The following is a 22,839-nucleotide window of genomic DNA, read 5'->3' on the forward strand; positions in this document are numbered from 1 at the left end:
ATGCTTCGGTGGCAATGAGATTGAGGCCTTACATGCCTCATCGAGCCGTGGCACTTCCCTTTCGCTATCTCGACGACCATATCGGTCTCCGCAGGCGGACGAGTCATTCAAGACTAGCGGGCCTCGGCTGCCCATGTTGCGGCCACAGTGATCCTCGCCTGAGGCCGTCGGGAAGAGCCAATGAGCCTGCCGGGGACAAGTTCTTTAAGGACGTCGATATTGATGAAGAAGGTAGGCTCGCCCGTGCTGATTGAAGCGAGCCCACCAACTGCCTCTTACCTCTCACGACTCGAAGCGTTTAGACATTGATACGTCGAGGTTTCAGAAACATTAAGACACGCTAAAATACGAGATTCTAAAGTACGCTGTCGTCTCAGCGGCTTGGAAGGATTTTGCAGCTGTTGGTATTAGCAACGGTTGCTTCGCCAAAACGGTGGCAGAGGGTCAAGCATATGCCGAGCTCATATGCTAAAAATGACCAAATGACCTCAGATAACTGCTTTAGTGATAGTCATGCGCGAGAGCCGAATGCGCGGACAGTAATTCTTAAAAGGTTAGATCGTCGTGACGCACACTGAGCTGAGCCGCGACGTCCTCCATGGATACAGTGACGTAGAGCCTACCGTTGGCTGTGTAAGCGGCAGCTGCAGAGATAGCGGCCATTGCCAAACCCTATCCAACTGTTGCTGCCGCCAGTCCGTTTGCAGCACTGGAGAGAGGCATTCTGTGAAGGCGAACTGCCACGCACTGATCTGTGCCAGTAGGCATACTGCGCCTGTATAGCCTCGCGTCCGGTCAGGCTGTCGCTAGCCGTTGTGACATCCTGCAGGACCTCTAGTTCGGCAAGTCAAGTTTGTAGGACGGATCACAAACCGATGTAGGCGGTAGAGTCGCGCGTTATCCGCAGCGGAGGGTATCCTTCGGTCGCGCATGCAAGGATGGCGTCCGCCACCTTACGAAGCCGCTGCTCACATGGAAGCGCCGAACGTGTCCAGCAGGGGAATCCTTGTCCGCCTTCCGCACTGTACAGGTCCGCTGCCGGAAACTAAACGTTGACGCAAAAGCTTCTAGCCCTTAGGAATGACTGATCGATCTTTTGCTTGCCGAGCTTTGTCTACCGCGCGATTGGCACCGCGCTTTGAGCGAACTTCTCTTTCAAAAATATTCGGTCGTCATCTGCACAGCACCTGCTGCGCGGCTCACTCTTTGCTTTGAAAGGCTTCGCTATGACCACTGGCACAGCAAAATGGTTTAATTCCACCAAAGGTTTCGGCTTTATCGAGCCCGACAACGGCGGCGCTGACGCCTTCGTTCACATCTCGGCTGTAGAACGTGCAGGTAGGAGCGAACTCGTGGAAGGTCAAAAGGTCTCTTTTGAGTTCGAGCGCGATGCAAAATCCGGTAAGATGTCGGCTGGCAACTTGCAGTCCACGTAATCCTTTTTCGTCGTTCACGGACTGTTCAAATTTTGTTGTAACTACGTTATTAGCTTAACGCCAGGCGTTGCGGCTTGCCTCATCTATTAGACTCCATCACCATTGAAAAAAGATCTAGCAAATGTGCCAGAAGCACGTGATCGCCTTCGGCGTTTGCCGGTGCCGCGTCGATTCGCTCAACGTCTTCTCAGTAGGTAGTGCAGGAAGTGATGGCAAACCGTTACTATACATCGCCTGTATTAGATCGAGCTTTGGCCACTAGAGTCCATTCCTATTTACGAATGCATGGCAGTAAGCTGACAGACGCTTAATACCCAATAAGGAAACGATTTGAAAAACTCAAGAAACAACGAGCTTGTTGACCGTCGCTCTGCAGCGGCTGACGCGAAGGCATCCCTCCTCAATGCCTACCGTGAAGCGCAGAGCTCCATCGAACTTTCGCGAGTTGCCAGACAGGCTGAGCGTGTCTCGATTGTTGAAGCTCGTGAAGCTCGCCGCGTTGAACGAGATCGCATCAGGTTCGAAGAGCGGCTCCGGCTAGAGGCAGTGGCTTCCGACGCAAAAGCTACCGCGGAAGCACAAATAGAGACACGTAAAGCGACTGAGGACGAACTCGTTGCGCGCGTTGTTAAAGATGAAGCTGAACGGAAAGCCGAGCGCGATCGCCGATACGCAAATCGCAAGGCGCGGAAGCGTTAGTTAACTGCTAAAGCCTTACAGCTGTCGGGGCCTCCAGGTCTTAAGTCGTCCTCACCAAACTAAGGTCTCTAGGCCTGCCGTCCGGCGGGCCATGGGTCGAGGTCACGCCCTCACCGAAACGTTCGGCGACAATGGACTTCTATTGTCATCGGCAACACTCTGGACCGTCAATTCGACGTTGCTGCTCCAGACAAGGCGTGGGTCACGGACATCACCTACATCCGGACCAACGAAGGCTTCGCCTATCTCGCGGTGGTGATCGATCTCTATTCCCGCCGTGTTATCGGCTGGTTGATGCAGAGCCATCAGACAACGGATGTCGTGATGCAGGCGTTGCTGATGGCTGTCTGGAGGCGAAAGCCAGAGGAAAAGGTTCCAGTGCATTCGGACAGGGATCGCAATTCACCAGTATGGACCGGGCAGCGTTCCTGAAGCACCACAATCTGGTTCATTCGATGAGCCGACGGGGCAACTGCCATGACAATGCCGTCGCTGAGAGTTTCTTCAATCTGTTGAAGCGGGAGCGGATACGCCGGAAGGTCTATCGCTCAAGAGACCAAGCCAGGCAGGACGTGTTCGACTATATCGAGATGTTCCACAACCCGAAGCGCAAACATGTCAGAAACGGGATGCTGTCGCCCGTCGAGTTCGAAAAGCAGCAGAAAACGTAACCGGAGGGTGTCTACGAAACTCGCGGCTATTCACGCCACGCCCTCGCACTGCAATCGTGAATGTTCACTACCCTAAAAGGGTGGCGGTCAACCCGAAATTCAGTCACTATTTTCACACCGATAATGAGGTGCAATGATCTCAAGCGTTCGTTGGCTTTCGGCAGCAACGCCGTCCATTGTCACACAGTTGCGCTCGCTTGTCTTTGCCTCGTATAGAGCAGTATCTGCACGCTGGATGTCATCCTCCAAAGCGCGTGCTGAAGTGGTCCCCAATTTGCACTCAACGCTGGTGGTAAAGCTGATCTTTTGCTTTCCTGCTGTGACGATGGTGCTGGTGATCTCTTCGCGCAGTCTGGTCTTTCTATTGCTTGATTAGGTTCGCATGCACGTCAAACTGCTGGGAAAATTCCACCAGCGTCTGCTCGCCACGGATCGCAGCGAGCGCCATCTTTGCCTTGAAAGCCGGGCTACGGTCCCCGCGCGGTCGTATCGATATGTCCTGTTCCCGGCATCTAACGCGATGACAGGCAGACATTCCACTTTTCCCAGCTGTGCAAACTGCCCGAGCCAGCTCTGGATGAGTATTGCGCTGTCGGCCTCAAGGGCTGATACAGGTTTCGCAGTTTAAGGCGGGTCGAACCGCTTTCTAGGAGGGACACATGAGTGGATGTTGTTCGGGAGCGGCGCGAGCCGGGGACGGCCAGGCGGCGGCAGGAGCCAAAAGTTTCACGGTTCGAGGTTGCCCTGGCCAGACGATTGCGGTGAAGGGAGCAGAGAGCTTCGTCGGTACCCATGATCCCGTCATCGCCGCTGATGGTGAAGGTCCGGAGCGGAGGGTCTTGCTGCAGGATTTCCATCTTGAGGTCGAAACCGTCACGCTCGCCCGGTTTTCCGACTTCATCGAGGCGACGGGCCATGTGACGGAATCGGAGCGGTTCGGCATGTCGGCGGTGTTCTCCCCACTCCTCAAAAACCAGTCCCTCGCTACTGGAGGTGTCGTCAACACCCCCTGGTGGACACGCGTCGACGGCGCGACCTGGAATCAACCAGAAGGGCCAGGCAGCTCGATCGAGGACCGTCTGGATCATCCAGTAACGCACGTCTCCTGGCATGATGCGATGGCATTTGCCGCATGGGTAGGTGGCCGACTGCCTACCGAAGCCGAATGGGAACATGCCGCACGCGGCGGCAACCGGAGGCGCCGGTATCCCTGGGGCGACATTGAGCCGAGCGACGATCTGAGTTTCTGCAATATCTGGCAGGGCCGGTTTCCGAACCACAATACGATGGTTGACGGCTACTTCGGCACGGCGCCGGCACGCAGCTTCGAACCATCAGAAGCAGGTTTCTACAACCTTTCCGGTAACGTCTGGGAATGGACCGCGGATGCCTTCAAAGTGCGGTCGCTCTCCAAGGCTGCGAAGCTTCGCAACGACCAGGCGAAAAAGTCCGCTGACAAGGTTCTGAAAGGTGGCTCATTCTTGTGCCACAAGAGCTACTGCTATCGCTACCGAATAGCTGCCCGCATGGGCCTTTCGGCCGACAGTGCTTCGAGCAATACGGGTTTCCGTGTCGCCTATGACGTGCTGCCGTAACCGTGACTTTTACCAAGGGAGGATCTGGCCATTGTAATCGTAGAAGCTGCCTGTCTGGTGCGGGCCGGAATGATCGATGACCTCGCGCATCCGCACGATGCTCTCGGATATGCTCAGTCCGCCGTCCCCTTGACGGGCGACTTTGCCGGGGTGAAGGCCAAGCACGCAGATCTGGCGGGGCGCGAGATCGATGGCAAGGCTCTTCATGACCATGTTGAGGCCTGCCTTGCTGGATCGATAGGCGTAGGCGCTAGCTGTATTGTTCAGCCCGATCGACCCCATGCGGCTTGTTATGAAAGCGATCACCTTGCGCTCGCTGCGGGCAACGTGCTCGGTGAAGGCCCTTGTGACGACGAAAGGCGCGATCAGATTGACTTCCAGCATGTTTCGCCAGAGCACGAGGTCCGTTTCGTGCAAGTCCGGATGCGGGCCCGGAATGCCGGCATTGTTGATCAGCACGTCGATTGCAACGCCGTCCAGCTCCGCAGCGAGGCGAAGGACCGACGCTTCGTCGGTCACGTCCAGCTTGACGGTTTCTATAGTGCGGAGATGTTTGTGCCGTTTGCTAAAAGCGTCGGGATCAAGGCAAGTGGCGATGACCCGATCGCCTTTGGCCGCGTATTGAAGCGCGAATTCCTCGCCAAGCCCGCGATCGCACCCGGTGATCAGAACGGTCGCCATTGGTTCTCCTCCTGCTCGCCGGCATTGCTTGCGTCCGCATTGGGCGCAGCATCATATTTGGTACTAGAGTTTTCGGCAGATGAGAACAGCTGCTTGTTGAGAGTGAAAGGCTTGCGGTCGCTCGGGCTGTAAGCGGGTGTCGGACTGGGAGAAACATCATGTCAAACGAGAAGAAAAAGCCGAACATCATCTTTGTCATCACCGACCAGCAGCGGTTCGACACAATTGCTGCCGGCGGCTTTCCCTATATGAAGACGCCCAATCTCGACCGGATGGTCAGGGAAGGCACCTACTTCCGCCAGACCTACGTCACCTCGCCCTCCTGCGCGCCGTCGCGCGCAAGCCTGTTTACGGGTGTGTATCCGCATACCAACGGCGTGTTCCGCAATGACGAGCCGTGGGCGTTCAGCTGGGTGCAACTGATGGCCGAGGCGGGATACCGCTGCGTCAACGTCGGCAAGATGCACACGTCTCCCTTCGAGGATTCGTTCGGGTTTCACGAGCGGCACGTAGTGGAAAACAAAGACCGTGCCACGCCGCGGCTCCCGTTTTTCCTCGACCAGTGGGACAAGGCGATCTGGACGCGCGGCTTTGAAAAGCCGAGCCGTGTCACCTATCGTCGGCGGGAGGATTACCGCTCGTCCCTCGGCGGCTTCGTCTGGAACCTGCCCGAGGACCTGCATTCCGACAACTTCGTCTCGGCGCTCGCCCAGATGTGGCTCGATACCTACACCGGCAATGAACCTTTCTTTCTGCAGATCGGTATCCCCGGGCCGCACCCGCCCTATGATCCGACCCAGGAATTTCTCGACATCTATGCGGATGCCGAGCTGCCGGAACCTATTCTCAGCAAGGATGACATCGCCGCGCAGCCGGCGGCGCTGAAAGTGCTGCGCGATCAGCATCTGGCGGTCGACCACGATGCCGTCGTGCATCTAGCCGAGCCGACAAGGGAACAGACGCGCCGCCAGCGGCAGCACTATTTCGCCAACGTTTCTATGATCGACGCACAGATGGGCAAGCTGATCGAGGCCGTGACAAGGCGCGGCGTGCTGGACGATACGATCATCATCTTCACGTCGGACCACGGCGACAGCCTAAACGATCACGGACACAGCCAGAAATGGTCGATGTACGAGCACAGTGTTCGTGTGCCGGCAATTGTCTGGGCGCCGGGGCGGGTGGCCGAGGGCAGGGTGGTGGACGATCTCGTCTCGCTCTTTGACTTTGCTCCGACTGTTCTGGACATGGCTGGCGTGCCGGTGCCGGACTGGATGGAGGCACAGTCGCTGATGCCTTATCTGCGCGGTGAGGAGTGCGAGCCCCGACGATACGTCTTTTCCGAACATGCCGGCGACCGCATATTCAGCGGCACGACGTTCATGACGATGATCCGCAGCCGGCGCCACAAACTCGTGCATTTCGTCGACAGCCACGAAGGCCAGTTGTTCGACATGGACCACGATCCGACGGAGGTGAACAATTTATGGTCCGACCCGGCGCACCAGGCCGTGAAGCAGGAACTGATTAGCGCGATCTTGGCTTGGCGCATCGAAAGTTCGCTGAGGACTCAAGGGTGGACGCTCGCGAGTGTGCGCCTCGGCGCCAATTCCAGTCGCACGCCAGAAAACAGATCGCGGCAGGACGGCGCCTAGCCGTCTCTCGCCTCCGCCCGAACCGTATCGCGTTGTGTGCTCTGGCGGGCAACGAGTTTCCAGTCGACGACGGTGGTCTGCGGTTCGCCGCCGTTGATGCGGGCGACGATGGCGTCGGCGGTCAAGCGTCCAATCCGTTCGCGATCGGGACGGATGGTGGTGAGGGGCGGGGTGATGCAGGCCGCAGCCTCGTTGTCTCCGAATGCAATCACGCCGACATCCTCCGGCACGCGTAAGCCGAGTTTCCTCAAGCCCCGCATCACGCCGAAAGCAACGACGTCGCTGTTGCAGACGATGGCATCGATGCCGGGATGGGTTTGGAGCAGGTCAAGCGCCAGTTTTTCGCCGAGATCGGGGCTGCCCCCTACTGGTTCTGTGCAGGTGACGACTGGTGGGAGCCCGGCTTTGACCGCTTCGGTTTCGAGGCCAAGAAGACGTTTGCGGGCGCGCCGGTCGTTTTCGCGGAGGCTGCCGACAAAGGTTAGCTTTCGGTAACCGCGATCGATCAGGTGTCGGGCCTGGGCTGCCCCCACCGCTTGGTGGTCGAAGCCGATCGCCGTGTCGATCACCGGACCGCTGGTATCCCACATCTCGAGGATCGGTATGCCGGAGGATTTTAGGAGCTCGACCACTTTTGGCGGATGGTCGATTCCGATGATCGCCACGGCCGCCGGCCGCCAGCTCAGGATCGAGCGGACCAGTTTCAGCTCCTGGTCGGGATTGTAGCGGGTATTGGCAAGCATGACCTGAAGGTCGTGTTCGAGAAGGGATGACTGCAACGTATCAATGATGCTGGCGAATTCCGAATAATACAGCGAGGTCACGACGACGCCGACGATATCGGTGCGCGTGCCGGAAAGGCCACCGGCTAGGCGGTTCGGAACGTAATTAAGTTCTTCCATCGCCACGTTGATGCGTTTGCGCAGTTCGACCCTTACCGTATTGGGTGCCCGAAGTGCGCGCGATACGGTGTTGACGGAAACGCCCACCCGTTCGGCGATCGAGGCGAGCGTTGGGGCAGGGCGGTCCTTCCTCTCACTCGCACTTCGGTCGTCGTCCCCGTCCCTGGCTTTCGTACTGATCGTCATAGATCCAAAACCTGCCAACTAACGTCGTTCGAGCAGCGATAGTGATCGTTGCGTTATCGATAACTTTGTGTCATCCATTGCGTCGAGAGGCAAGCGAAACAGGGGGATGGTTCCTTCGCATGCTGTAATGTCCGCCGCGCCGTTTGGCTGCAGTGGGGAGGAGCTGTTTGATGGCTGACAGGCCGAACATCATTTTGATCATGACCGACCAGCAGCGCTACGATTCCATTTCGGCGCTCGGTTACCCTTACGCCCATACGCCGAATATCGATGCGATGATCGAGAAAGGTGTGGCGCTGACCGACTGCCACATCACAGCGCCGAGTTGCGTGCCGTCACGAGCAAGCCTGTTTACCGGCTATTACCCGCATACGACCGGCGTTCTCGCCAACGGTCAGAAATGGCAGCGGACCTGGGTCGAAAGCCTGCGCGACGCCGGTTATCGCTGCGTCAATGTCGGCAAGATGCACACCATCCCCTATAATTCGGACAGCGGTTTCCACGAGCGTTACGTCGTGGAAAACAAGGACCGCTACATGGAGGGACGCTGGTACTTTGACGAGTGGGACAAGGCGCTCGCCGCTCAAGGTCTCGTCAAGCAGCAGCGCGAATTCTACCGCGAGCGTGCGGACTATCGAGAGCGGCTTGGATGTTTTGACTGGGAGCTTCCAGAAAACATGCATTCCGATGCCTTCGTCGGCGACATGGCGAAGTGGTGGGTCGAGACCTATCCGCCGGCAGAGCCATTGTTCTTGCAGGTCGGCTTTCCCGGGCCCCATCCGCCGTTCGATCCGCCGGCGCGCTATACCGAGCGTTATTTGAAGCGCAACGATCTGCCGCTGCCGAAGCCGACGAAAGAGGAACTCGACAGCCTGCATCAGGAGCTGAAGGACAAGCGTCAGCACGATGTCGAGGTTGACCATGATTCCGTCGTCTGGAGTCTGGATCCGAGTGAGGACCAGATGCAGCGGCTGTGGGCTCACTATCTCGGCAATGTGACGCTGATCGACGAAAAGGTCGGCGAACTGCTCGCATCGTTGAAAGAGCGTGGATATCTTGAGGACGCGATCGTCATCTTCACCTCGGATCATGGGGAGTGCCTTGGCGAACATGGGCTGATCCAAAAATGGTCGATGTACGATATCGTGACCCGCGTTCCGACGGTCATCTGGTCGACTGCCGGCCGGTTCGAGGGCGGTCGAACGATCGACGGGCTCTGTCAGCTTTTCGACCTGGGGCCGACCATTCTCGACTATGCCGGCATCACGCCGCCGGAGACTTTTGAGGCGAAAAGCCTGCGGCCTGCATTGGAAGGCAGGGACTGGACGCCCCGCACGCACGTCTTCTGCGAGCAGATCGGCGACGTGGCAATGGTTGGCGGCGTCGAATTCATGACCGGTGTGCGCAGCGACAGATGGAAACTGGTTCATTTCAAGGGCTCGACCGACGGACAGTTGTTTGACCTCGAGAATGATCCGAAGGAGGTTAGAAACCTCTGGAGCGATTCAGACTATCAGGATCGCAAGCGCGAGCTTTTGGACGTGATGCGCGACTGGCTAATCGAATCAAATTTCAAGACTCGGGATGTTATGGCGGCGGCGCGCTGACCGGATGACGGACTGGCCGAATGCTCGGGAGGAGTGGTCTTGGCAGTTATAGAGAACGAAAACACATCGGATAGAGCAGGTGTTGTGCCTCGGCGTTCGGGTCCACTCACAATGCTGATGATCAACATCGTTGCCGTCGTTTTCGGTATCTCGATGTGGGCCCTGGTAACAGCCTATGGTGTTGTCGGGCTACCTACGCCGCTGGCAGTCGCCAGACAAGCTGTGATCCAAGCGCAAAGCGGCCTTCTATGGTCCGACGCGCTGGCAAGTCTCGGCCGCGTCTTTACCGGTTTCGCGCTCGGCATTCTCGTTGCAATTCCGGTCGGCTTCCTGATGGGCTGGTACAAAGTCGCCCGCGCCATCATCGAGCCCTACGTCCAGTTCTTCCGCACCATTCCGCCACTTGCCATCATTCCGCTGGCAATCGTGACGATGGGCATCGACGAGACGCCGAAGATCTTCGTCATCTTCCTCGCATCCTTCCTGTCTTCCGTCGTCGCCACCTATCAAGGCGTCATCAGCGTCGATAGGACAATGATCAACGCGGCGCGGGTGCTGGGGGCCAACGATTTCACCATTTTCCGACGCGTCATCGTGCCGGCGTCGCTGCCCTATATTATGGTCGGCGTCCGTATCGGTCTTGGTTCTTCGTGGTCGACCGTGGTGGCTGCCGAGCTGATCGCAGCACAGTCGGGCCTCGGTTTCCGGATGCAGCAGGCACAACTCTACTACGACCTGGCGACCATTTTCGTCAGCCTTATCTCGATCGGTCTTCTTGGACTGATCATGGATCGCATCGTCATGGCGATCGACAGTGTGCTGACCGCCTGGCAGGAGAAGCTATGACCCCGAAAATCTCATTCAAAAACGTCAACAAGACGTTTGATATCGCCGGTCGGCCAGCGTTTACGGCACTCGAAGGTCTGAACCTTGATATCAAGGATGGCGAGTTCATCACCGTCGTCGGACCCTCCGGGTGTGGCAAGTCGACGGCGATGAATATTGCTGCCGGCCTGACCGCGCCGTCTTCCGGACAGGTTCTGGTCGACGACACGCCAGTCAGTGGGCCGGGACCGGAACGCGGCGTGATCTTTCAGCAATATGCGCTTTTTCCGTGGCTGACTGTGCGGCAGAATGTTGAGTTCGGCCTGAAGATTGCCGGCCACAAACGGGATGAGCGGCGGCGGATCGCCGATCATTTCATCGCCCTTGTCGGGCTGACCGACTTTGCCAATTCACTGCCGAAGACTCTGTCTGGCGGCATGAAGCAACGCTGCGCGATTGCCCGTGCCTATGCGGTCAATCCGAAGATCTTGCTCATGGACGAGCCGTTCGGAGCGCTCGATGCTTTGACCCGCGTGCAGCTCCAGGATCAGTTGCTGACGATGTGGAGCAAGGAACGGCGCACGGTAATGTTCATTACCCATGATGTCGACGAGGCCGTCTATCTCGCAAGCCGTGTCGTTGTCATGGCAGCCCGGCCGGGCCGGCTTTATAAGATTGTCAATGTCGATCTGCCCTATCCTCGCACCGAGGATATGCGGCTTTCGTTAGAATTTTCAGAATTGCGCAACGAGGTCTGGCGGGCGGTGTATCACCCTGCCGCAGCCGCCTGTTCCTTGCCTATGAAGCGTTGCAGCCCGTCAAAGGAGGAATGACCATGCTGACGAGACGACATCTTATGGTAACCGGCGCCGCACTTGCCGGCGCCAGCGCGTTTTCCATCGGCGCCGGGGCTCGCGCCCAGTCCGCCGAGATGACGATCGGCTATATCGCCGATTTCCCGAATGCCAGTGTGCTGGCAATCGCCAAGGACCAGAAGCTGTGGGAGGCAGAAGGTCTCAAGCCAACGGTGAAGGTCTTTACCAATGGTCCGATCCAGATCCAGGCGATGGGTGCGGGCAGTCTGAATTTCGGGACGATCGGCCCCGGCGCCCTCTGGTTGCCAGCGAGCGGCCGCGCAAAGGTGGTTGGCGTCAACGATATCGGCTTTTCTGACCGCGTTATCGCCCAGGCCGGTATCGCCTCGATGGCCGATCTCAAGGGCAAGAAGGTCGGCGTTCCTCAAGGAACGTCTGGCGATATGATCTTGCGCATGGCGCTGACAAAAGCTGGCATGACGATCGCCGACATCCAGATGGTGCCGATGGACCCGTCGACCGTTGTCGCGGCCTTCACGTCGAAACAAATCGATGGCGCAGGCATCTGGTACCCGCTGATCGACACGATCAAGCCGCGCGTGCCCGACATGAAGGAACTGGCCTCGAACCAGGATTTCTATCCGCAGACGTCGTTCATCAACACGTTTGTGGCACGCAACGAAATCGTCGAACAGAACCCGGACTTGGTGAAGAAATTCCTGCGGGTGATGAAGAAGGCGATGGATTACCGCGTCGCCAATCTCGATCACTCGATCGAGATCACCACGGCGTTTCTCAACGCACCTAAGGAAGCAACCGACAAGGTTGCCCGCAGCCGCAAGATGCTGACATCCAAGGAACTTGAAGGCTTTACCAAGGACGGCACGGTCAACAGATGGCTGGCTGATTTCAACAGGATGTTCCAGGATTTTGGCACGGTCAAGGACCCGCTGGCGCCGGAGAAGTTTTACACCGGCGAGCTCTTCACCAGCGCTTGATCGTGCAGACAGAAGTCGACGTCAAGATTGCACAGCAGTCAAAAGTCGCTCCGACTGTCCTAGCAGCACGCAGATCTGGGAGGAAGCTGAAGTTACAGTAGATACTAGTTTGTTGATCTAGATGAGCAGTCCAATCGACCGGTCATGGGGCAGAGCCGTTCAACGCGTCGGAACGGTTCGAATATCATAACGCGGCTCCCAAAGCTTCGAACCTCATCAAGGCGAAGACGACTGACGCCCAGGCAGACGCGGAGATCGTTTCCGCATCTGCCTGGGCGATGTGGATCAGCTATTCAACTTACTGGTTATGCAGCTTCCCAAACCTGATTGAGAATTTTCGCCGCAAGTGCCGCCTTGTCTTGGGGTAGGAAGCGACCGTAGTGCTGCTGAACGACATCCGGTGTGTCCTGTATGGCATAACTGGCCTGCTCGTAGGATCCGGTCTGTTTGAGGATATGCGTTGCTAGAATATCTCTAAGGTTATGCGGTCCGTGCGGCAGCAGCCCCTTTATGGCGCCGCGGTCGGTGTAGGGGTTGTAAATCCCATAACGTTGGATCACGGTTCGCCAAGCCTCGTAGAATTTCGTCGAGTCGTACGCCGCGTCGATGCTTGTCGTCTTCACCGTTTTCACGAACAGGGTGCCAGGATCCTTGGCGCTGCCCAGCAGTACGCCGCGGTGCCTGTCGATATACGCCTCGAGGTATTTGTAGAGGTCGAGCAGATCCGGCAGGATCAGCCGAAACGGCTTTTGTCCGAAGAAGGATGAGCCTGAGTTCTTGAAGGCGACCGATGGAATGAGTACCTCCCATCCGTTCTCTCGATCGCTCCAGCGTAGCTCACCGCATTTCATGTCTTCCAGTCGTCGCTCTGACGTCGGAAAATGCCCGCGTGGGCACAAGCGAAGCTGTCGAAGGTTCTTTTGCCGAAGTCCCAGATGCAGGCCAAGGCGGAGTAACAGAAAGGATCGTACAGCCTCTGCGGCCGGCCGGGGATAGCGGTTTTCGTCCGGCATTCGCTTCAGGATCTCGTCTGTGATCTTGCGATATTCTGCCAGCGGGCTGTCCGCCTCAAGGATCACCATGATCGGCTCGAACGGGTCGCGATGCACACGCATGACCCGCTGGATCTCCTTCGAGCGATTGGCGGCATGCCGGTGGAATGCATCGCATGCGCCGTGCCAGTCTCGCGCCGCAAATTCTATCTCCTCGGGCGCGATCAGCCCTTCGATTGGCTGAACCTTCGTCAACAATTCTGGATGCTGGCGTATCCAGCCGACTTCGGCACGGGTCAGCGCCATTGCCACCATCAACATGTCTTCCTCCCACTTGGTATAGAAGCCACGCCGCTGCTCGCGCCATTGCAGGTACCAATCCCAGACGCCTGGGAAGATCAGCAGTCCAAAGGTCAGTTGGCTGAGAGGCACGCCACGCCCTTTGACGACGCCGGCAGGCGAGGCGGCGAGCGCACCGAACATGAGGCCGAGATGCTCGACCTTCTGAGACGCGGTTTCCTCTCCCCAAACTCCATTTCGTTGGAAGCCGATAGTTGTCAGCGTCGATGTCTTGAAGCGGATGAGATCGGCCATCTCCATAGCCAGCCGTGGTGGCGCATCGACGACGCCTGACAGGAGATCTGGATCTTCAAAGGTTTCGGAATTGTGGCCCGTGCTGTCTGGATTGATTTGCGATCGTGGGGACAGAGCTCCTCCGCCATAGGTCACGCCTGGGAACCGAATTGCATAACGCTGCTTGCTCGCCGCCGCCTGATAGCGGCGATAGTCTGTTGAGCCCGAGATGATGACCCTGCGCACCCACTCGATGATCTCCTCCCGCTTGGAGAACGGCAGGCTGCTGAAATCGTCCGGAAGATGCCATGCAAGCCGTCGATGTTCCGCAGCGCTGATGTCACCCATATCATGGCCATACAGGGAGCGGGATTGGTGCGGCAACTTCGCTTTGAAATAGCCTTGCTCCAGCCGATAACGCCGTTCGATGCGGGACAGGATCTCGAAGCTTGTCAAAGATCGCGGTACTCGCTTGCCCTGTATCCAGGACAGTAGCGTCTTTTCATCGAAGGTCTCGCCCAATCGAACCACGGCGCGATAGAGTTGCCAATAACTCTCCCCGAACCGGCGCATCTGATAAATGAGCGCATCGTGAAAGCTGGCCGGATCATTGGTCGCCTCGAACAAAGGCTCAGGGAAGGGACTGATCGGCTTCGGTTCTGGCCCTCTGGGCAACGACGAAGATTGAACGGTGGGCGTATCGGAGAGGATCTGTCGTGGTTTGGAGCACGTCGCAGTTTCCAGCTTGCGCCGAACAGCATTGTTCGATTTCGCACGTTGTCTTGTGGACCGTATGTCCTCAGCGGCAGGTGGCGCTCCGAGCCAGCGGATAATAGCGTCCAGGCCCGGACGGAGCGCCTTGTTAAACTCAGCCGTCAATTCGCCTTCAATCCCGCATGCCTGGCCAATGATCGTCCAGTCAATGCGGCCGTTCGCTACCGGGGGCGGCTGGCGGTGGACGACGAGACTTATGAGGTAGGGCCGAATGCATTCCAGCATCCGCTTTGAGGCGATTGGCGCAAGGCGCACTTCGCAGAAATCAGAGATTTTTCGTTGAAAGCGATGAGTTGAAAGATTGTTTTTTGCCATGCTCTTATTCCATTTTCTCGACACCAGTGCCGAGGGCGGGCCGGAATAGGAGCGGATAATTAACAAATGGTTTTGCCACAGCTGCAAGCATTTGGGGCCAGGTGCTCAAGAGCAGTAAGTGAAACGAGAACTGGTGACGGCAGCCCTACTAGCTATCGCATTTGTCATTCATATGAATTATGATCTTGGCCAAAGTGGAGATTGGTTATGGCGGCAAATGCACTGGTACAAACTCGTATTGACGCCGAGGTCCGGGATCGTGCCTCAGCGGTGCTTGGAAATATGGGACTGACCGTCTCGGACGCGGTCCGTATATTACTCACCCGGACGGCCAACGAGGGTGCGCTGCCGCTGGAACTTCTTTCTGGCAGTGAGGCGCATGACGCTTGGTTTCGCACCAAGGTACTTGAAGCGCTAAACGATACTCGACCGGACGTTTCGGACGATGAAGTCGAGTTGCATTTCGCTAAACGCCGAGCAGCAGCCCGTCTCAACGCGGGTGAGCGCAAAGCTTGAAGCTTACCTGGTCTGCGTTCGCGTTATCCGATCGCGACGCCATCTTTACGTATATAGAATTAGAAAATCCGTCAGCGGCCATTCTGGTCGATGAGCGGATCGTTGCCGCCGTCAGCCGGTTGGGGGAATTTTCCGCGAGCGGTCGTGTTGGCAGAATTGCCGGCACCCGCGAACTTGTCATCAAGGGGACGCCGTACGTCGCGGCATATGAAATTTCCGAAACCGTGGTCCGTATCCTTCGCGTCCTTCATGGAGCGCAGGAATGGCCAGACACTTTGCCAACGAGCTAAAATTCGTCGTCACGGCAAAGAGCAACGGGTCCGCGGTTCGAATTGGTTCAAGGCGAAGAGCACATCCTGCGAAATTGACCGATGCAATTTCGTTTTACCTGAACAGCGGCTGCGCGCGATGAGCAAGGAAGTTATGACAAGCTTTCCCATCACCCGGAAGCTAAGGTGACTTCCGTTCTTGAAGTTCGCCGTGGGGATCACGCGGATCGTGCAAGCGACTCGGAGTTTCCAACGGGGGCCAGTCCGAAATGTGAGCGTAGCGTGTGGCCTTCGTACTCCGTCCGGAATAGCCCCCGCTTCTGCAGGATTGGAACGACTTCCTCGGCAAACAGTGAGAGCTGGCTGTTGATAATCGGCGGCATCACGTTGAAGCCGTCGGCGGCGCCGGTGCGGAACCAGTCTTCAATGATGTCTGCGACTTGTTCGGGCGTGCCGGTCGCTACGAAATGGCCACGGGCGCCCGCAAGCTTGCGCAGCAATTGCCTGAGCGTCAGATTTTCCTTCAATGTCATGTCGATATAGCCAATGACCCGGCTCTTCGAAGCTTCGACGGAATCCGGATCTGGAAAGTCGTGTTTGGTCAAAGTGCGGTCCAGCGGGACGCCGCTGAAATCGTGACCGCCGAACCGGGCCGCGAGCCGCGTCAGTCCCACATCCGTGCTGGTCAGCGCGTCGAGCTCCTCCCAGACCTGTTCCGCTTCCTTTGTCGTCGACCCGATCGCCGCGCTGATGCCTGGCAGAATGACGACATCCTCCGGGCTGCGTCCATAACCCACAGCGCGGTTTTTCACATCCGTGTAGAAGGCCTTGGCAGATTCCTTCGTCATGTGGGCGGTAAATATCGCTTCCGCCCATCTTGCCGCAAATCCGCGACCGGCGTCGGATTGACCTGCTTGAATGTAGACCGGGCGGGACTGCGGACTTGCCGGCACATTGAGCGGACCCTTGGTGCGGTAGTGGTCACCTGCATAGTTAACAGGCTTGATCCGATCGACGTCTAGATACAGTCCTCGTTCCCTGTCATCGAGAACAGCTTCTGCCGGAAAGCTCTTCCACAAGGCATCGACCGCTTCGACGAATTCTTCCGCCAGCTTGTATCGATCCGCGTGGTCGAGATTTTGCTGCAGGCCATAGTTCGCACCGGCCTCAGGTGCCCAGGATGTGACGATATTCCATCCGGCGCGACCATTAGAGAGGTGGTCGAGCGTGGCGAACTGGCGTGCCAAAGTGTAGGGCAGGCTGTAGGTCGTCGAGGCCGTTCCGATGAGACCGATCTTCCTTGTATTAGCCGCGAGCAACGACAGCAGCACGATCGGCTCCAACGACCCCGACGACGCCAGGCCGCTGCTGTTTCCGGCCGCCAATGTATCGGCAAGGAAGACAGCATCGAACTTTGCGCTCTCCGCGATCGCGGCAGCTTCAACGTAGAGCTGAAGGTCGGTCAGAGCCTTGCGGTTGGCATGCGAATGACGCCACGCCCCTTCATGGTGGCCGCGGGACATAAGGAAGAGATTGAGATGCAACTTGTGCGACATGGGGTGCCTTTCAAATATTGTCGGCTTCGACGCCGAGGCTCTTGAGCAGTTTTGACCGAAGCGAAAACAGTTCGGCCTGATGCTCGTGGCGCGGGTGGGGAAGCGAGATCGAGTGATCTTCGATGATGCTGCCATCCTTGAGGACAAGGACGCGGTCTGACAAAAGCAGGGCTTCGTCGACGTCGTGGGTCACCAGGATAATGGTCGGTCGCTGACGTTCGACAAGGCGCATCAGCAGCGCCTGCATCTTCAGCCGCGTGAGCGCGTCAAGCGCACCGAACGGTTCGTCCGCCAGCAGAAGGTCTGGCTCGCGCAGGAGGGAACGCGCCAGTGACGCCCTCTGCTTTTGTCCGCCAGAGAGTGTCGACGGCCAGACATCCGTCTTGTCACCTATCCCGACATCCCTCAACATATCACGTGCGGCAGCCTGACCATCGGCGCGGCGCAGCCCGAGCGTGACGTTGTCGATCACCGTCTTCCACGGCAGAAGCCGTGAGTCCTGGAAAAGCACGGAGACACTTACCGGCGTACTGTAATGTCCCTTGGTTTCCGCATCGTCGTCGAGCCCGGCAAGCGCCCGCAGCAGGGTTGTCTTGCCGGAACCGGACTCTCCAAGAAGAGCCACGAACTGCCCCGTCGGAATATCGAGCGAGATGCGGTCGAGCACAGTCTTCCCCTTGAAACTGCGGGAAAGGTCTCGAAGGACCACGGCATTCGTCACATGCGCATTCATGAGCCCAGAGCCCGTCGATAGGAAAGCGCGCGGGCCTCGATGAATCTGACGACAGCGTCGGAAAGCAGTCCGAGCAGCGCGTAGATCATAATGCCGACGACGATGATGTCGGTCTGGCCCCAGTCGCGTGCCCGGTTCATGAGATAGCCGATCCCTGTTTGCGTATTGACGAGTTCCAGCACGACGAGTGCCGTCCAGCACAGCGCGACGGCAAGCCGCAGTGACACGAAAAAGCCGGGTAGCGCCCCGGGCAGTGCGACATGACGGATGAACTCGGCGCGGGTCAGACCAAGCGTGCGTGCAAGCTCCACATGCCCTATGTCGATTCCGCGCAACGCCGCATGGGTGTTGATGTAGACGGGGATGAGGACCGCCGTGAAGATCAGGAAGACCTTCATGGCCTCGCCGATCCCGAGCCAAATGATGACTAGCGGGATGAGCGCAAGTGTCGGCACCGCACGCTTGATCTGCACAAGACCATCAATCAGGGCTTCGCCAGTTCGCGTCAGTCCCGACAGGAGAGCGAGGACAACACCAACCACAACGCCAAGGAGGAGCCCGGAATAGGCGCGTGCTGCCGAGGCGGCGAGGTGAGGCAGAAGGCTGCCGTCCACGACCATGTCATAGCCTGTCTTTACCGCCGTGGAAGGGGCGGCGAGCGTGCTGGGCGAGAGGACGCCGATGCGAGCCGCCGTCTCCCAAACGATCAGAAGGATGATGGGGCCGAGAAGCCTCAATCCGGGTGGAAGCTTTGCGGGCGTCAGTTGTGTCGGCCTGCGGTCGAGGGCACGACCTTTTATCCGCTCCGCGCGCGCGTTGACTACCCTGCCTGAAGATATGTCCATCATACTACCTCCGATCAGCGTGATTGCTCTACGACCTTGTCGAACGTATCGACGAACGATCCCTTGGCATCCAGACGCTCCTTGATGGAGCCTGCCTGGTACAGGATGTCGATCAGCTTCTGGTGATGGGGGATCGCCTCAACCGATGTCTGGAAGAGAAGGGGCGACTGTCCTGCAAGGATGGCGGCGCTGTCTTCCGGAGATACACGCTGGAAGGCGGTATAGTAGAATTTCGCCCATTCTTGCTGGTGCTCGTTGCTCCAGTTGCCGGCTTTAACGAAGGCGGCCAGAAATTGCTTGATCGATTCCGTCTTCTTCGGGTCGGCAAGAACATCTGGACGTGCATAGAAGTAGGATGTGCTCGGCAGAAGCTTGCGCTCTTCTGGATCAAGTACCGGGCTCGCGCCGGACTGGTTCGTCAGCCGTGTGACGAAGGGCTCCTGGAGGACCGCGACATCGACGGCGCCGGACCGCAGAGCATCGGGCAAGTCCGCGACGCGAAGGTTAACCAGGGTAACATCCTTCAGCGTCAGCCCGGCCCGGTTGAGCGCCTCGATCAGAAAGACCTGGCGGCCGGAACCCTCCACATAGCTTAGCTTTTTGCCCTTGAGTTCGGACAACGCGTTGATATTTAGGCCGGGACGACTGGTCAGCCGATACTGGGCGATCTCGCGTGTGAACGTGGCGACGATTGGCAGCAAGGTGCCGGAGGAACGCGCCTGGATCGGCGGGGTGTCGCCGACATAGGCTATGTCCACCGCGCCTGCCCGGATTGCCTCGAGGATGGCTGGGCCACCGGCAAAGTTTGGGAACTCGATGTCGAATGCCAGGTTCTTTCGCTCTCCGCTGGCGTCCAGCAGATTGCGCACGAGTTCGGCCTGGTCGGCTACGATCAGCTTGGTTGCCGGATCGGCTGCGCTCGCCGCAGACGCGACCAAGGAAAGACCCGCGAATACGCAGGACGCGGACGCTTGCAGAAATGTTCTACGATACAAAGAAAGCTCCATTCTGAACCTGCAAGCCCGGAGGACACGCGGTGGTGAGGAAAGAGATTTCAGTGTAGTTTAACTCGACCGCATTGGTAGAGATACCGATGCGCCGAACAGCGGAGCTGCGCATTTTCGTTCTTCAAGATGGAATCTGTTGAGGCGATCATTCTAATTTCACGAGTAACTGGAACGCTGGGGTAGGATGTTTGCCCTCAATATTTTTTTCATAAGGGGCTGGCCTCCGTGTTGAGAGCCCATACGGTTTTTGGCGCTGTTGCCGCCCTTCTGCCTGGCTCAGGCTCCGTATTTGCCGGACTATGAGATGAAGTCAGCTTCGCTATCCGTGTCGCGCCAGAAAGAGCCATCGAGATCGGTTGGATTATGCTCGGCGCGTCGCGCGTCCTTCGGCGACGTGAAGCTCCGCGGATATTGCCTCTGCGATCCGTTTGGCCTGGACACGAATGTCCGGCACCGCCGTGATTTCCCAGAACTGGCCTGCAGTCAGGGCCCCGACAGCAAACAGTCCTGCGTTCTGCAACTGCGTATCACCGAGGACACGCGACGTCTTGTCGACGACAATCCCGAGGCCCAGTTCGTCGATTCGGATCAGCCCGAGGTCGCACATCGTTCTAAGAAGTGGCGAATGTCGGGTTCCGGCCTTTTCCATTCCCGTACAGTTCACCACCAGATCTGCGATGAAGGTCGTGGCGTTCTGGCTGCCTCTTGGCCGGTACTCGACTCGAACGCCGTCCCCGTCGTCATGGATGCCGGAGAGAAAGCCCGCCTCAACTTTCACTGTGCCGTCCGCCACCAGGGCTTGGAACTTCCGGTGCACATCCGGAGCGATACGGTGACGGTGAATATTCCACCAGGCCAGCGCATGACGCATGAACCGCGATCGCTGCGCCATGGTTAGCCCCTGCCAGAGTGCCTGGGTCTTCGGACGCAATCCGTCGATGACGGACCGCCAATCCGCGACATCGTCAGCGGACCGGCGAAGTGCATGCAGCACCTGGCTAAGCTCGGCTCCGTCCGGAAGGTCGACCGCTACGGGCTCGCTTCGGCGATCAAGATGCGGCATCGGCACGAGGCCGCGACGCGAAAGCGCGCGGATCTGCCCGCGATGCCCTCTGGCGCGAAGCGACAGCACTTGGTCGATCATCGTCAGGCCTGAGCCCAGCACGCAGATCGCGTTGTTTCGCCCGACGTGCGAAAGCCAGCCCATGGTCCATGGATTTTCGATAATTCGCCCGCGGGCAGCCGCCGAAACCCGGTCTGACGCGACCGGCAATCCTGCGCTTCCCACGCCGAGCGCAAGGACAACAGTTCGGGCCCGCAGGCTTCCACCCGTGTCGAGAACGAATGAGATCCCGTCTCCCTGCCCATCGTTGCAGCTCACGGCTTTCGCCCGAACAAAATCAAGACGTGCGCGATGCTCCCGCGCTCGAAGCCGGGAGGCGAGCCTGTCACGCAGGTAGAGACCAAAGTCACCTCGAGACGCAAAAGCGTCGGGACTGACGGCTTTACCCCGCGACGTGAGCCAGTCGGTGAAGTCGTCAGGCTGGTCGGGGAAGATACTCATGCGCGCAGCGGGCACGTTGAGGCGGTGGAGATAGAATTCTGTCCGGTACGCCGTTCCCCGTCCGAACCCCGGATCGTCTCCGATCACGGCAATAGTCGCCTCTGGTGGCAGGATATCGAGAAGATTGATTGTCAGTGCGATCGCCGAGAAACCGGCTCCAACAATGGCGACATCGTAGGTCAAGGACGTTCTCCTTAGCCGTTGGGGGGCGCTCTGTCTGAGGTGCCCGACGCAAACAAGTCAGGTCATTCCCTCAATCGCTACGAATTTAGTAGAGATTGAGGGGATGTAAAGTGCGGGTATCACGGAGGCGAAGGTGAGGCTACTAGCGCGCAACCTTCTCGATGTTGCGCCTACGGCAGCCTTCTAATCGTGCTGTAGATGATATTGCGGTTGGTCCCGAACCAGACGCGGGCATCGATTGCCTCCGCATCGACACTGGCACCGACGATACGCCACATATCTGACTCCGAACGCTGCAAGAGCTCCCAGTTCATATAAGATTCCATATAGCCGTCGTCAGACATCTCATCGGAGAAATTAGCGAACAAGAATACTCCGCCCGGCTTCAGCATCTCGACGCAAATCTGCGTAAGTCTAATCGCTACTTTATCACTAAGGTAATCGTAGAGACCCGCGGCATAAATCAAATCAAATGTTCCGAGTTGATGCTTTCCCGTGAGGAGCCCACGCACCGATCCATCGATTGGATCGACAGACGTCCCTTCGAATTGTCTTATGATTGAGCCGATGCTTTGGGGATCCTGATCAAGGGCGACCCATCGCTTGATTTCGCCTTTTGAAAGGGCCGTCGATGCCTCCGCTTCCCGGAGGTGTCCGGCGGCAATCGCCAGGATTTCAGTATCCGAGGCGGTCCTCGCCGCGGTCTCATCGACGTAGCTGGTTAGAATGTCTCGCCTTTCCCTGACCGCAACCGGCCCTGGTGCGTTAATTGTGTACTCAAAGATCTGAAGCCCGACAGGAGTCGCCTTGGCAACTTCTTCAGCTACCGCTTCATGTCCATAGATGAAGTCTATCAGTCCGGCATCTCCCGAATACCCACGCGGCTTCTCGAACGACCACCGGGTGAAGGGGCACTGCTGCAATATCTGCGCGGAAGGATGCGCTTGTATGATTGGGACGAGCATCTGCCAGACTTCGAGCCCTGCTTTTTGCCTGATATCATGCAGTTGACCGATCAACCATCTGGTCATCTCGGGCAGATCCTTCCCGGCATCCAACCGCTGCATCGCCAGGTTTATGACAATGGCAAATTGAGCTTTTGCTTCAGCTAGAAGTTCTGCCTGGTTGGTCGGTTTTTGAGAAATAAGACTGTCGCTGACGGATCGGGGCATTATCAAGCTTTTGCCGTCAGGCGAGAAAAGGGGCTGAGCCAAGAAAAATAACCTCATGATTAATGGAATGTTAATGCAAGGTTAAATTCTTCACCGATTTGTCATTCGTCAAGGATTATTAGCCTGTCCCGCATTGGGCCAATCAAGCGTCACCAACTTTAGAAATTATTAAATAAGCTGGGCGGTTCGTATCGAGTGCGCGCACGATAAGCTCGTTATCGTTTGTCGCGGATGTCACATGGCGCTACTTAACGTACAGCGGCGATCTAC

19 protein-coding genes and 1 pseudogene are annotated in these 22,839 nt (G+C 57.8%); 11 read left to right on the forward strand and 9 right to left on the reverse strand.

Annotated elements, in window-relative coordinates:
* The first annotated feature begins 1,226 nt into the window (after window positions 1-1,226).
* From IFT66_RS22390 to IFT66_RS22415, 4 genes and pseudogenes are all read left to right on the forward strand, one after another.
* Window positions 1,227-1,436, forward strand: coding sequence for a cold-shock protein (locus IFT66_RS22390; protein WP_192079009.1), 210 nt, complete (start codon window positions 1,227-1,229; stop codon window positions 1,434-1,436).
* 330 nt (window positions 1,437-1,766) lie between these two features.
* On the forward strand, window positions 1,767-2,135 hold the full coding sequence (locus IFT66_RS22395; RefSeq protein WP_192079010.1) for a DUF6481 family protein: 369 nt from the start codon (window positions 1,767-1,769) through the stop codon (window positions 2,133-2,135).
* Window positions 2,136-2,273: 138 nt separating this feature from the next.
* Window positions 2,274-2,806 (forward strand): annotated as a pseudogene (locus IFT66_RS22400) (IS3 family transposase); the annotation flags it as partial.
* 659 nt (window positions 2,807-3,465) lie between these two features.
* Window positions 3,466-4,401 (forward strand): formylglycine-generating enzyme family protein, encoded by a 936-nt coding sequence (locus IFT66_RS22415; protein WP_192079011.1) that lies wholly within the window; start codon window positions 3,466-3,468, stop codon window positions 4,399-4,401.
* Between the two features lie 9 nt (window positions 4,402-4,410).
* Here IFT66_RS22415 and IFT66_RS22420 read toward each other — a convergent pair whose 3' ends face one another.
* The gene (locus IFT66_RS22420) at window positions 4,411-5,082 is read right to left on the reverse strand and encodes an SDR family oxidoreductase (protein WP_192079012.1); all 672 of its coding nucleotides are present in this window, start codon (window positions 5,080-5,082) and stop codon (window positions 4,411-4,413) included.
* A 158-nt stretch (window positions 5,083-5,240) separates the two neighbouring features.
* Here IFT66_RS22420 and IFT66_RS22425 point away from each other — a divergent pair, with 158 nt between their 5' ends.
* Window positions 5,241-6,737 carry a sulfatase family protein gene (locus tag IFT66_RS22425; RefSeq protein WP_192079013.1) on the forward strand — a complete coding sequence of 499 codons (1,497 nt, stop codon included), beginning with the start codon at window positions 5,241-5,243 and terminating at the stop codon, window positions 6,735-6,737.
* Here the strand turns inward: IFT66_RS22425 and IFT66_RS22430 are convergent.
* The gene (locus IFT66_RS22430) at window positions 6,734-7,825 is read right to left on the reverse strand and encodes a LacI family DNA-binding transcriptional regulator (RefSeq protein ID WP_192079014.1); all 1,092 of its coding nucleotides are present in this window, start codon (window positions 7,823-7,825) and stop codon (window positions 6,734-6,736) included. The two genes, IFT66_RS22425 and IFT66_RS22430, sit on opposite strands and share 4 nt — an antisense overlap.
* A gap of 170 nt (window positions 7,826-7,995) precedes the next feature.
* Here IFT66_RS22430 and IFT66_RS22435 point away from each other — a divergent pair, with 170 nt between their 5' ends.
* From IFT66_RS22435 to IFT66_RS22450, 4 genes are all read left to right on the forward strand, one after another.
* Window positions 7,996-9,432 carry a sulfatase family protein gene (locus tag IFT66_RS22435; RefSeq protein ID WP_192079015.1) on the forward strand — a complete coding sequence of 479 codons (1,437 nt, stop codon included), beginning with the start codon at window positions 7,996-7,998 and terminating at the stop codon, window positions 9,430-9,432.
* Window positions 9,433-9,543: 111 nt separating this feature from the next.
* Window positions 9,544-10,278 carry an ABC transporter permease gene (locus IFT66_RS22440; protein WP_192079016.1) on the forward strand — a complete coding sequence of 245 codons (735 nt, stop codon included), beginning with the start codon at window positions 9,544-9,546 and terminating at the stop codon, window positions 10,276-10,278.
* Window positions 10,275-11,090 carry an ABC transporter ATP-binding protein gene (locus tag IFT66_RS22445; RefSeq protein ID WP_192079017.1) on the forward strand — a complete coding sequence of 272 codons (816 nt, stop codon included), beginning with the start codon at window positions 10,275-10,277 and terminating at the stop codon, window positions 11,088-11,090. The genes IFT66_RS22440 and IFT66_RS22445 overlap by 4 nt, the downstream gene beginning before the upstream one ends.
* A 23-nt stretch (window positions 11,091-11,113) precedes the next feature.
* On the forward strand, window positions 11,114-12,070 hold the full coding sequence (locus IFT66_RS22450) for an aliphatic sulfonate ABC transporter substrate-binding protein (RefSeq protein WP_446737953.1): 957 nt from the start codon (window positions 11,114-11,116) through the stop codon (window positions 12,068-12,070).
* Window positions 12,071-12,375: 305 nt separating this feature from the next.
* On the opposite strand, the gene IFT66_RS22455 is transcribed toward IFT66_RS22450, so the two are convergent.
* Window positions 12,376-14,724, reverse strand: a complete 2,349-nt coding sequence (locus IFT66_RS22455) for a hypothetical protein (RefSeq protein WP_192079018.1) — start codon at window positions 14,722-14,724, stop codon at window positions 12,376-12,378.
* Between the two features lie 207 nt (window positions 14,725-14,931).
* Here IFT66_RS22455 and IFT66_RS22460 point away from each other — a divergent pair, with 207 nt between their 5' ends.
* Window positions 14,932-15,240 (forward strand): type II toxin-antitoxin system RelB/DinJ family antitoxin, encoded by a 309-nt coding sequence (locus IFT66_RS22460; RefSeq protein WP_092665447.1) that lies wholly within the window; start codon window positions 14,932-14,934, stop codon window positions 15,238-15,240.
* Entirely contained in the window at window positions 15,237-15,530 is a 294-nt protein-coding gene (locus tag IFT66_RS22465) for a type II toxin-antitoxin system RelE/ParE family toxin (protein ID WP_192079019.1), read from the forward strand. Before IFT66_RS22460 ends, IFT66_RS22465 begins: the two co-directional genes overlap by 4 nt.
* Before the next feature lie 197 nt (window positions 15,531-15,727).
* Here the strand turns inward: IFT66_RS22465 and IFT66_RS22470 are convergent, their stop codons facing one another.
* The 6 genes from IFT66_RS22470 to IFT66_RS22495 all read right to left on the reverse strand — a co-directional run bounded on the left by IFT66_RS22470 (window position 15,728) and on the right by IFT66_RS22495 (window position 22,611).
* Window positions 15,728-17,065 (reverse strand): LLM class flavin-dependent oxidoreductase, encoded by a 1,338-nt coding sequence (locus IFT66_RS22470; protein WP_192079020.1) that lies wholly within the window; start codon window positions 17,063-17,065, stop codon window positions 15,728-15,730.
* 10 nt (window positions 17,066-17,075) lie between these two features.
* Window positions 17,076-17,798 (reverse strand): ABC transporter ATP-binding protein, encoded by a 723-nt coding sequence (locus IFT66_RS22475; RefSeq protein ID WP_192079021.1) that lies wholly within the window; start codon window positions 17,796-17,798, stop codon window positions 17,076-17,078.
* A complete protein-coding gene (locus IFT66_RS22480) occupies window positions 17,795-18,646 on the reverse strand; it encodes an ABC transporter permease (protein WP_192079022.1) in 852 nt (283 codons plus the stop codon). Before IFT66_RS22480 ends, IFT66_RS22475 begins: the two co-directional genes overlap by 4 nt.
* Before the next feature lie 11 nt (window positions 18,647-18,657).
* Window positions 18,658-19,581, reverse strand: coding sequence for an ABC transporter substrate-binding protein (locus tag IFT66_RS22485; protein WP_249406558.1), 924 nt, complete (start codon window positions 19,579-19,581; stop codon window positions 18,658-18,660).
* Between the two features lie 430 nt (window positions 19,582-20,011).
* Window positions 20,012-21,397, reverse strand: a complete 1,386-nt coding sequence (locus tag IFT66_RS22490) for an FAD/NAD(P)-binding protein (protein ID WP_192079023.1) — start codon at window positions 21,395-21,397, stop codon at window positions 20,012-20,014.
* Between the two features lie 170 nt (window positions 21,398-21,567).
* Entirely contained in the window at window positions 21,568-22,611 is a 1,044-nt protein-coding gene (locus IFT66_RS22495) for a class I SAM-dependent methyltransferase (protein ID WP_249406559.1), read from the reverse strand.
* Window positions 22,612-22,839: the final 228 nt, after the last annotated feature.

It is taken from the genome of Rhizobium sp. CFBP 13726, from assembly GCF_014841925.1.
Taxonomy (GTDB): Bacteria; Pseudomonadota; Alphaproteobacteria; order Rhizobiales; family Rhizobiaceae; genus Neorhizobium; species Neorhizobium soli.

Excerpts from the sequence above, each read along its gene's own strand:
- IFT66_RS22435 (WP_192079015.1), top strand. The coding sequence starts at position 7,996 with ATGGCTGACAGGCCGAACATCATTTTGATCATGACCGACCAGCAGCGC.
- IFT66_RS22425 (WP_192079013.1), top strand. The coding sequence starts at position 5,241 with ATGTCAAACGAGAAGAAAAAGCCGAACATCATCTTTGTCATCACCGAC.
- IFT66_RS22390 (WP_192079009.1), top strand. The coding sequence starts at position 1,227 with ATGACCACTGGCACAGCAAAATGGTTTAATTCCACCAAAGGTTTCGGC.
- IFT66_RS22440 (WP_192079016.1), top strand. The coding sequence starts at position 9,544 with ATGCTGATGATCAACATCGTTGCCGTCGTTTTCGGTATCTCGATGTGG.
- IFT66_RS22450 (WP_446737953.1), top strand. The coding sequence starts at position 11,114 with ATGGTAACCGGCGCCGCACTTGCCGGCGCCAGCGCGTTTTCCATCGGC.
- IFT66_RS22445 (WP_192079017.1), top strand. The coding sequence starts at position 10,275 with ATGACCCCGAAAATCTCATTCAAAAACGTCAACAAGACGTTTGATATC.
- IFT66_RS22480 (WP_192079022.1), bottom strand. The coding sequence starts at position 18,646 with ATGATGGACATATCTTCAGGCAGGGTAGTCAACGCGCGCGCGGAGCGG.
- IFT66_RS22475 (WP_192079021.1), bottom strand. The coding sequence starts at position 17,798 with ATGAATGCGCATGTGACGAATGCCGTGGTCCTTCGAGACCTTTCCCGC.
- IFT66_RS22420 (WP_192079012.1), bottom strand. The coding sequence starts at position 5,082 with ATGGCGACCGTTCTGATCACCGGGTGCGATCGCGGGCTTGGCGAGGAA.
- IFT66_RS22430 (WP_192079014.1), bottom strand. The coding sequence starts at position 7,825 with ATGACGATCAGTACGAAAGCCAGGGACGGGGACGACGACCGAAGTGCG.
- IFT66_RS22415 (WP_192079011.1), top strand. The coding sequence starts at position 3,466 with ATGAGTGGATGTTGTTCGGGAGCGGCGCGAGCCGGGGACGGCCAGGCG.
- IFT66_RS22460 (WP_092665447.1), top strand. The coding sequence starts at position 14,932 with ATGGCGGCAAATGCACTGGTACAAACTCGTATTGACGCCGAGGTCCGG.
- IFT66_RS22470 (WP_192079020.1), bottom strand. The coding sequence starts at position 17,065 with ATGTCGCACAAGTTGCATCTCAATCTCTTCCTTATGTCCCGCGGCCAC.
- IFT66_RS22455 (WP_192079018.1), bottom strand. The coding sequence starts at position 14,724 with ATGGCAAAAAACAATCTTTCAACTCATCGCTTTCAACGAAAAATCTCT.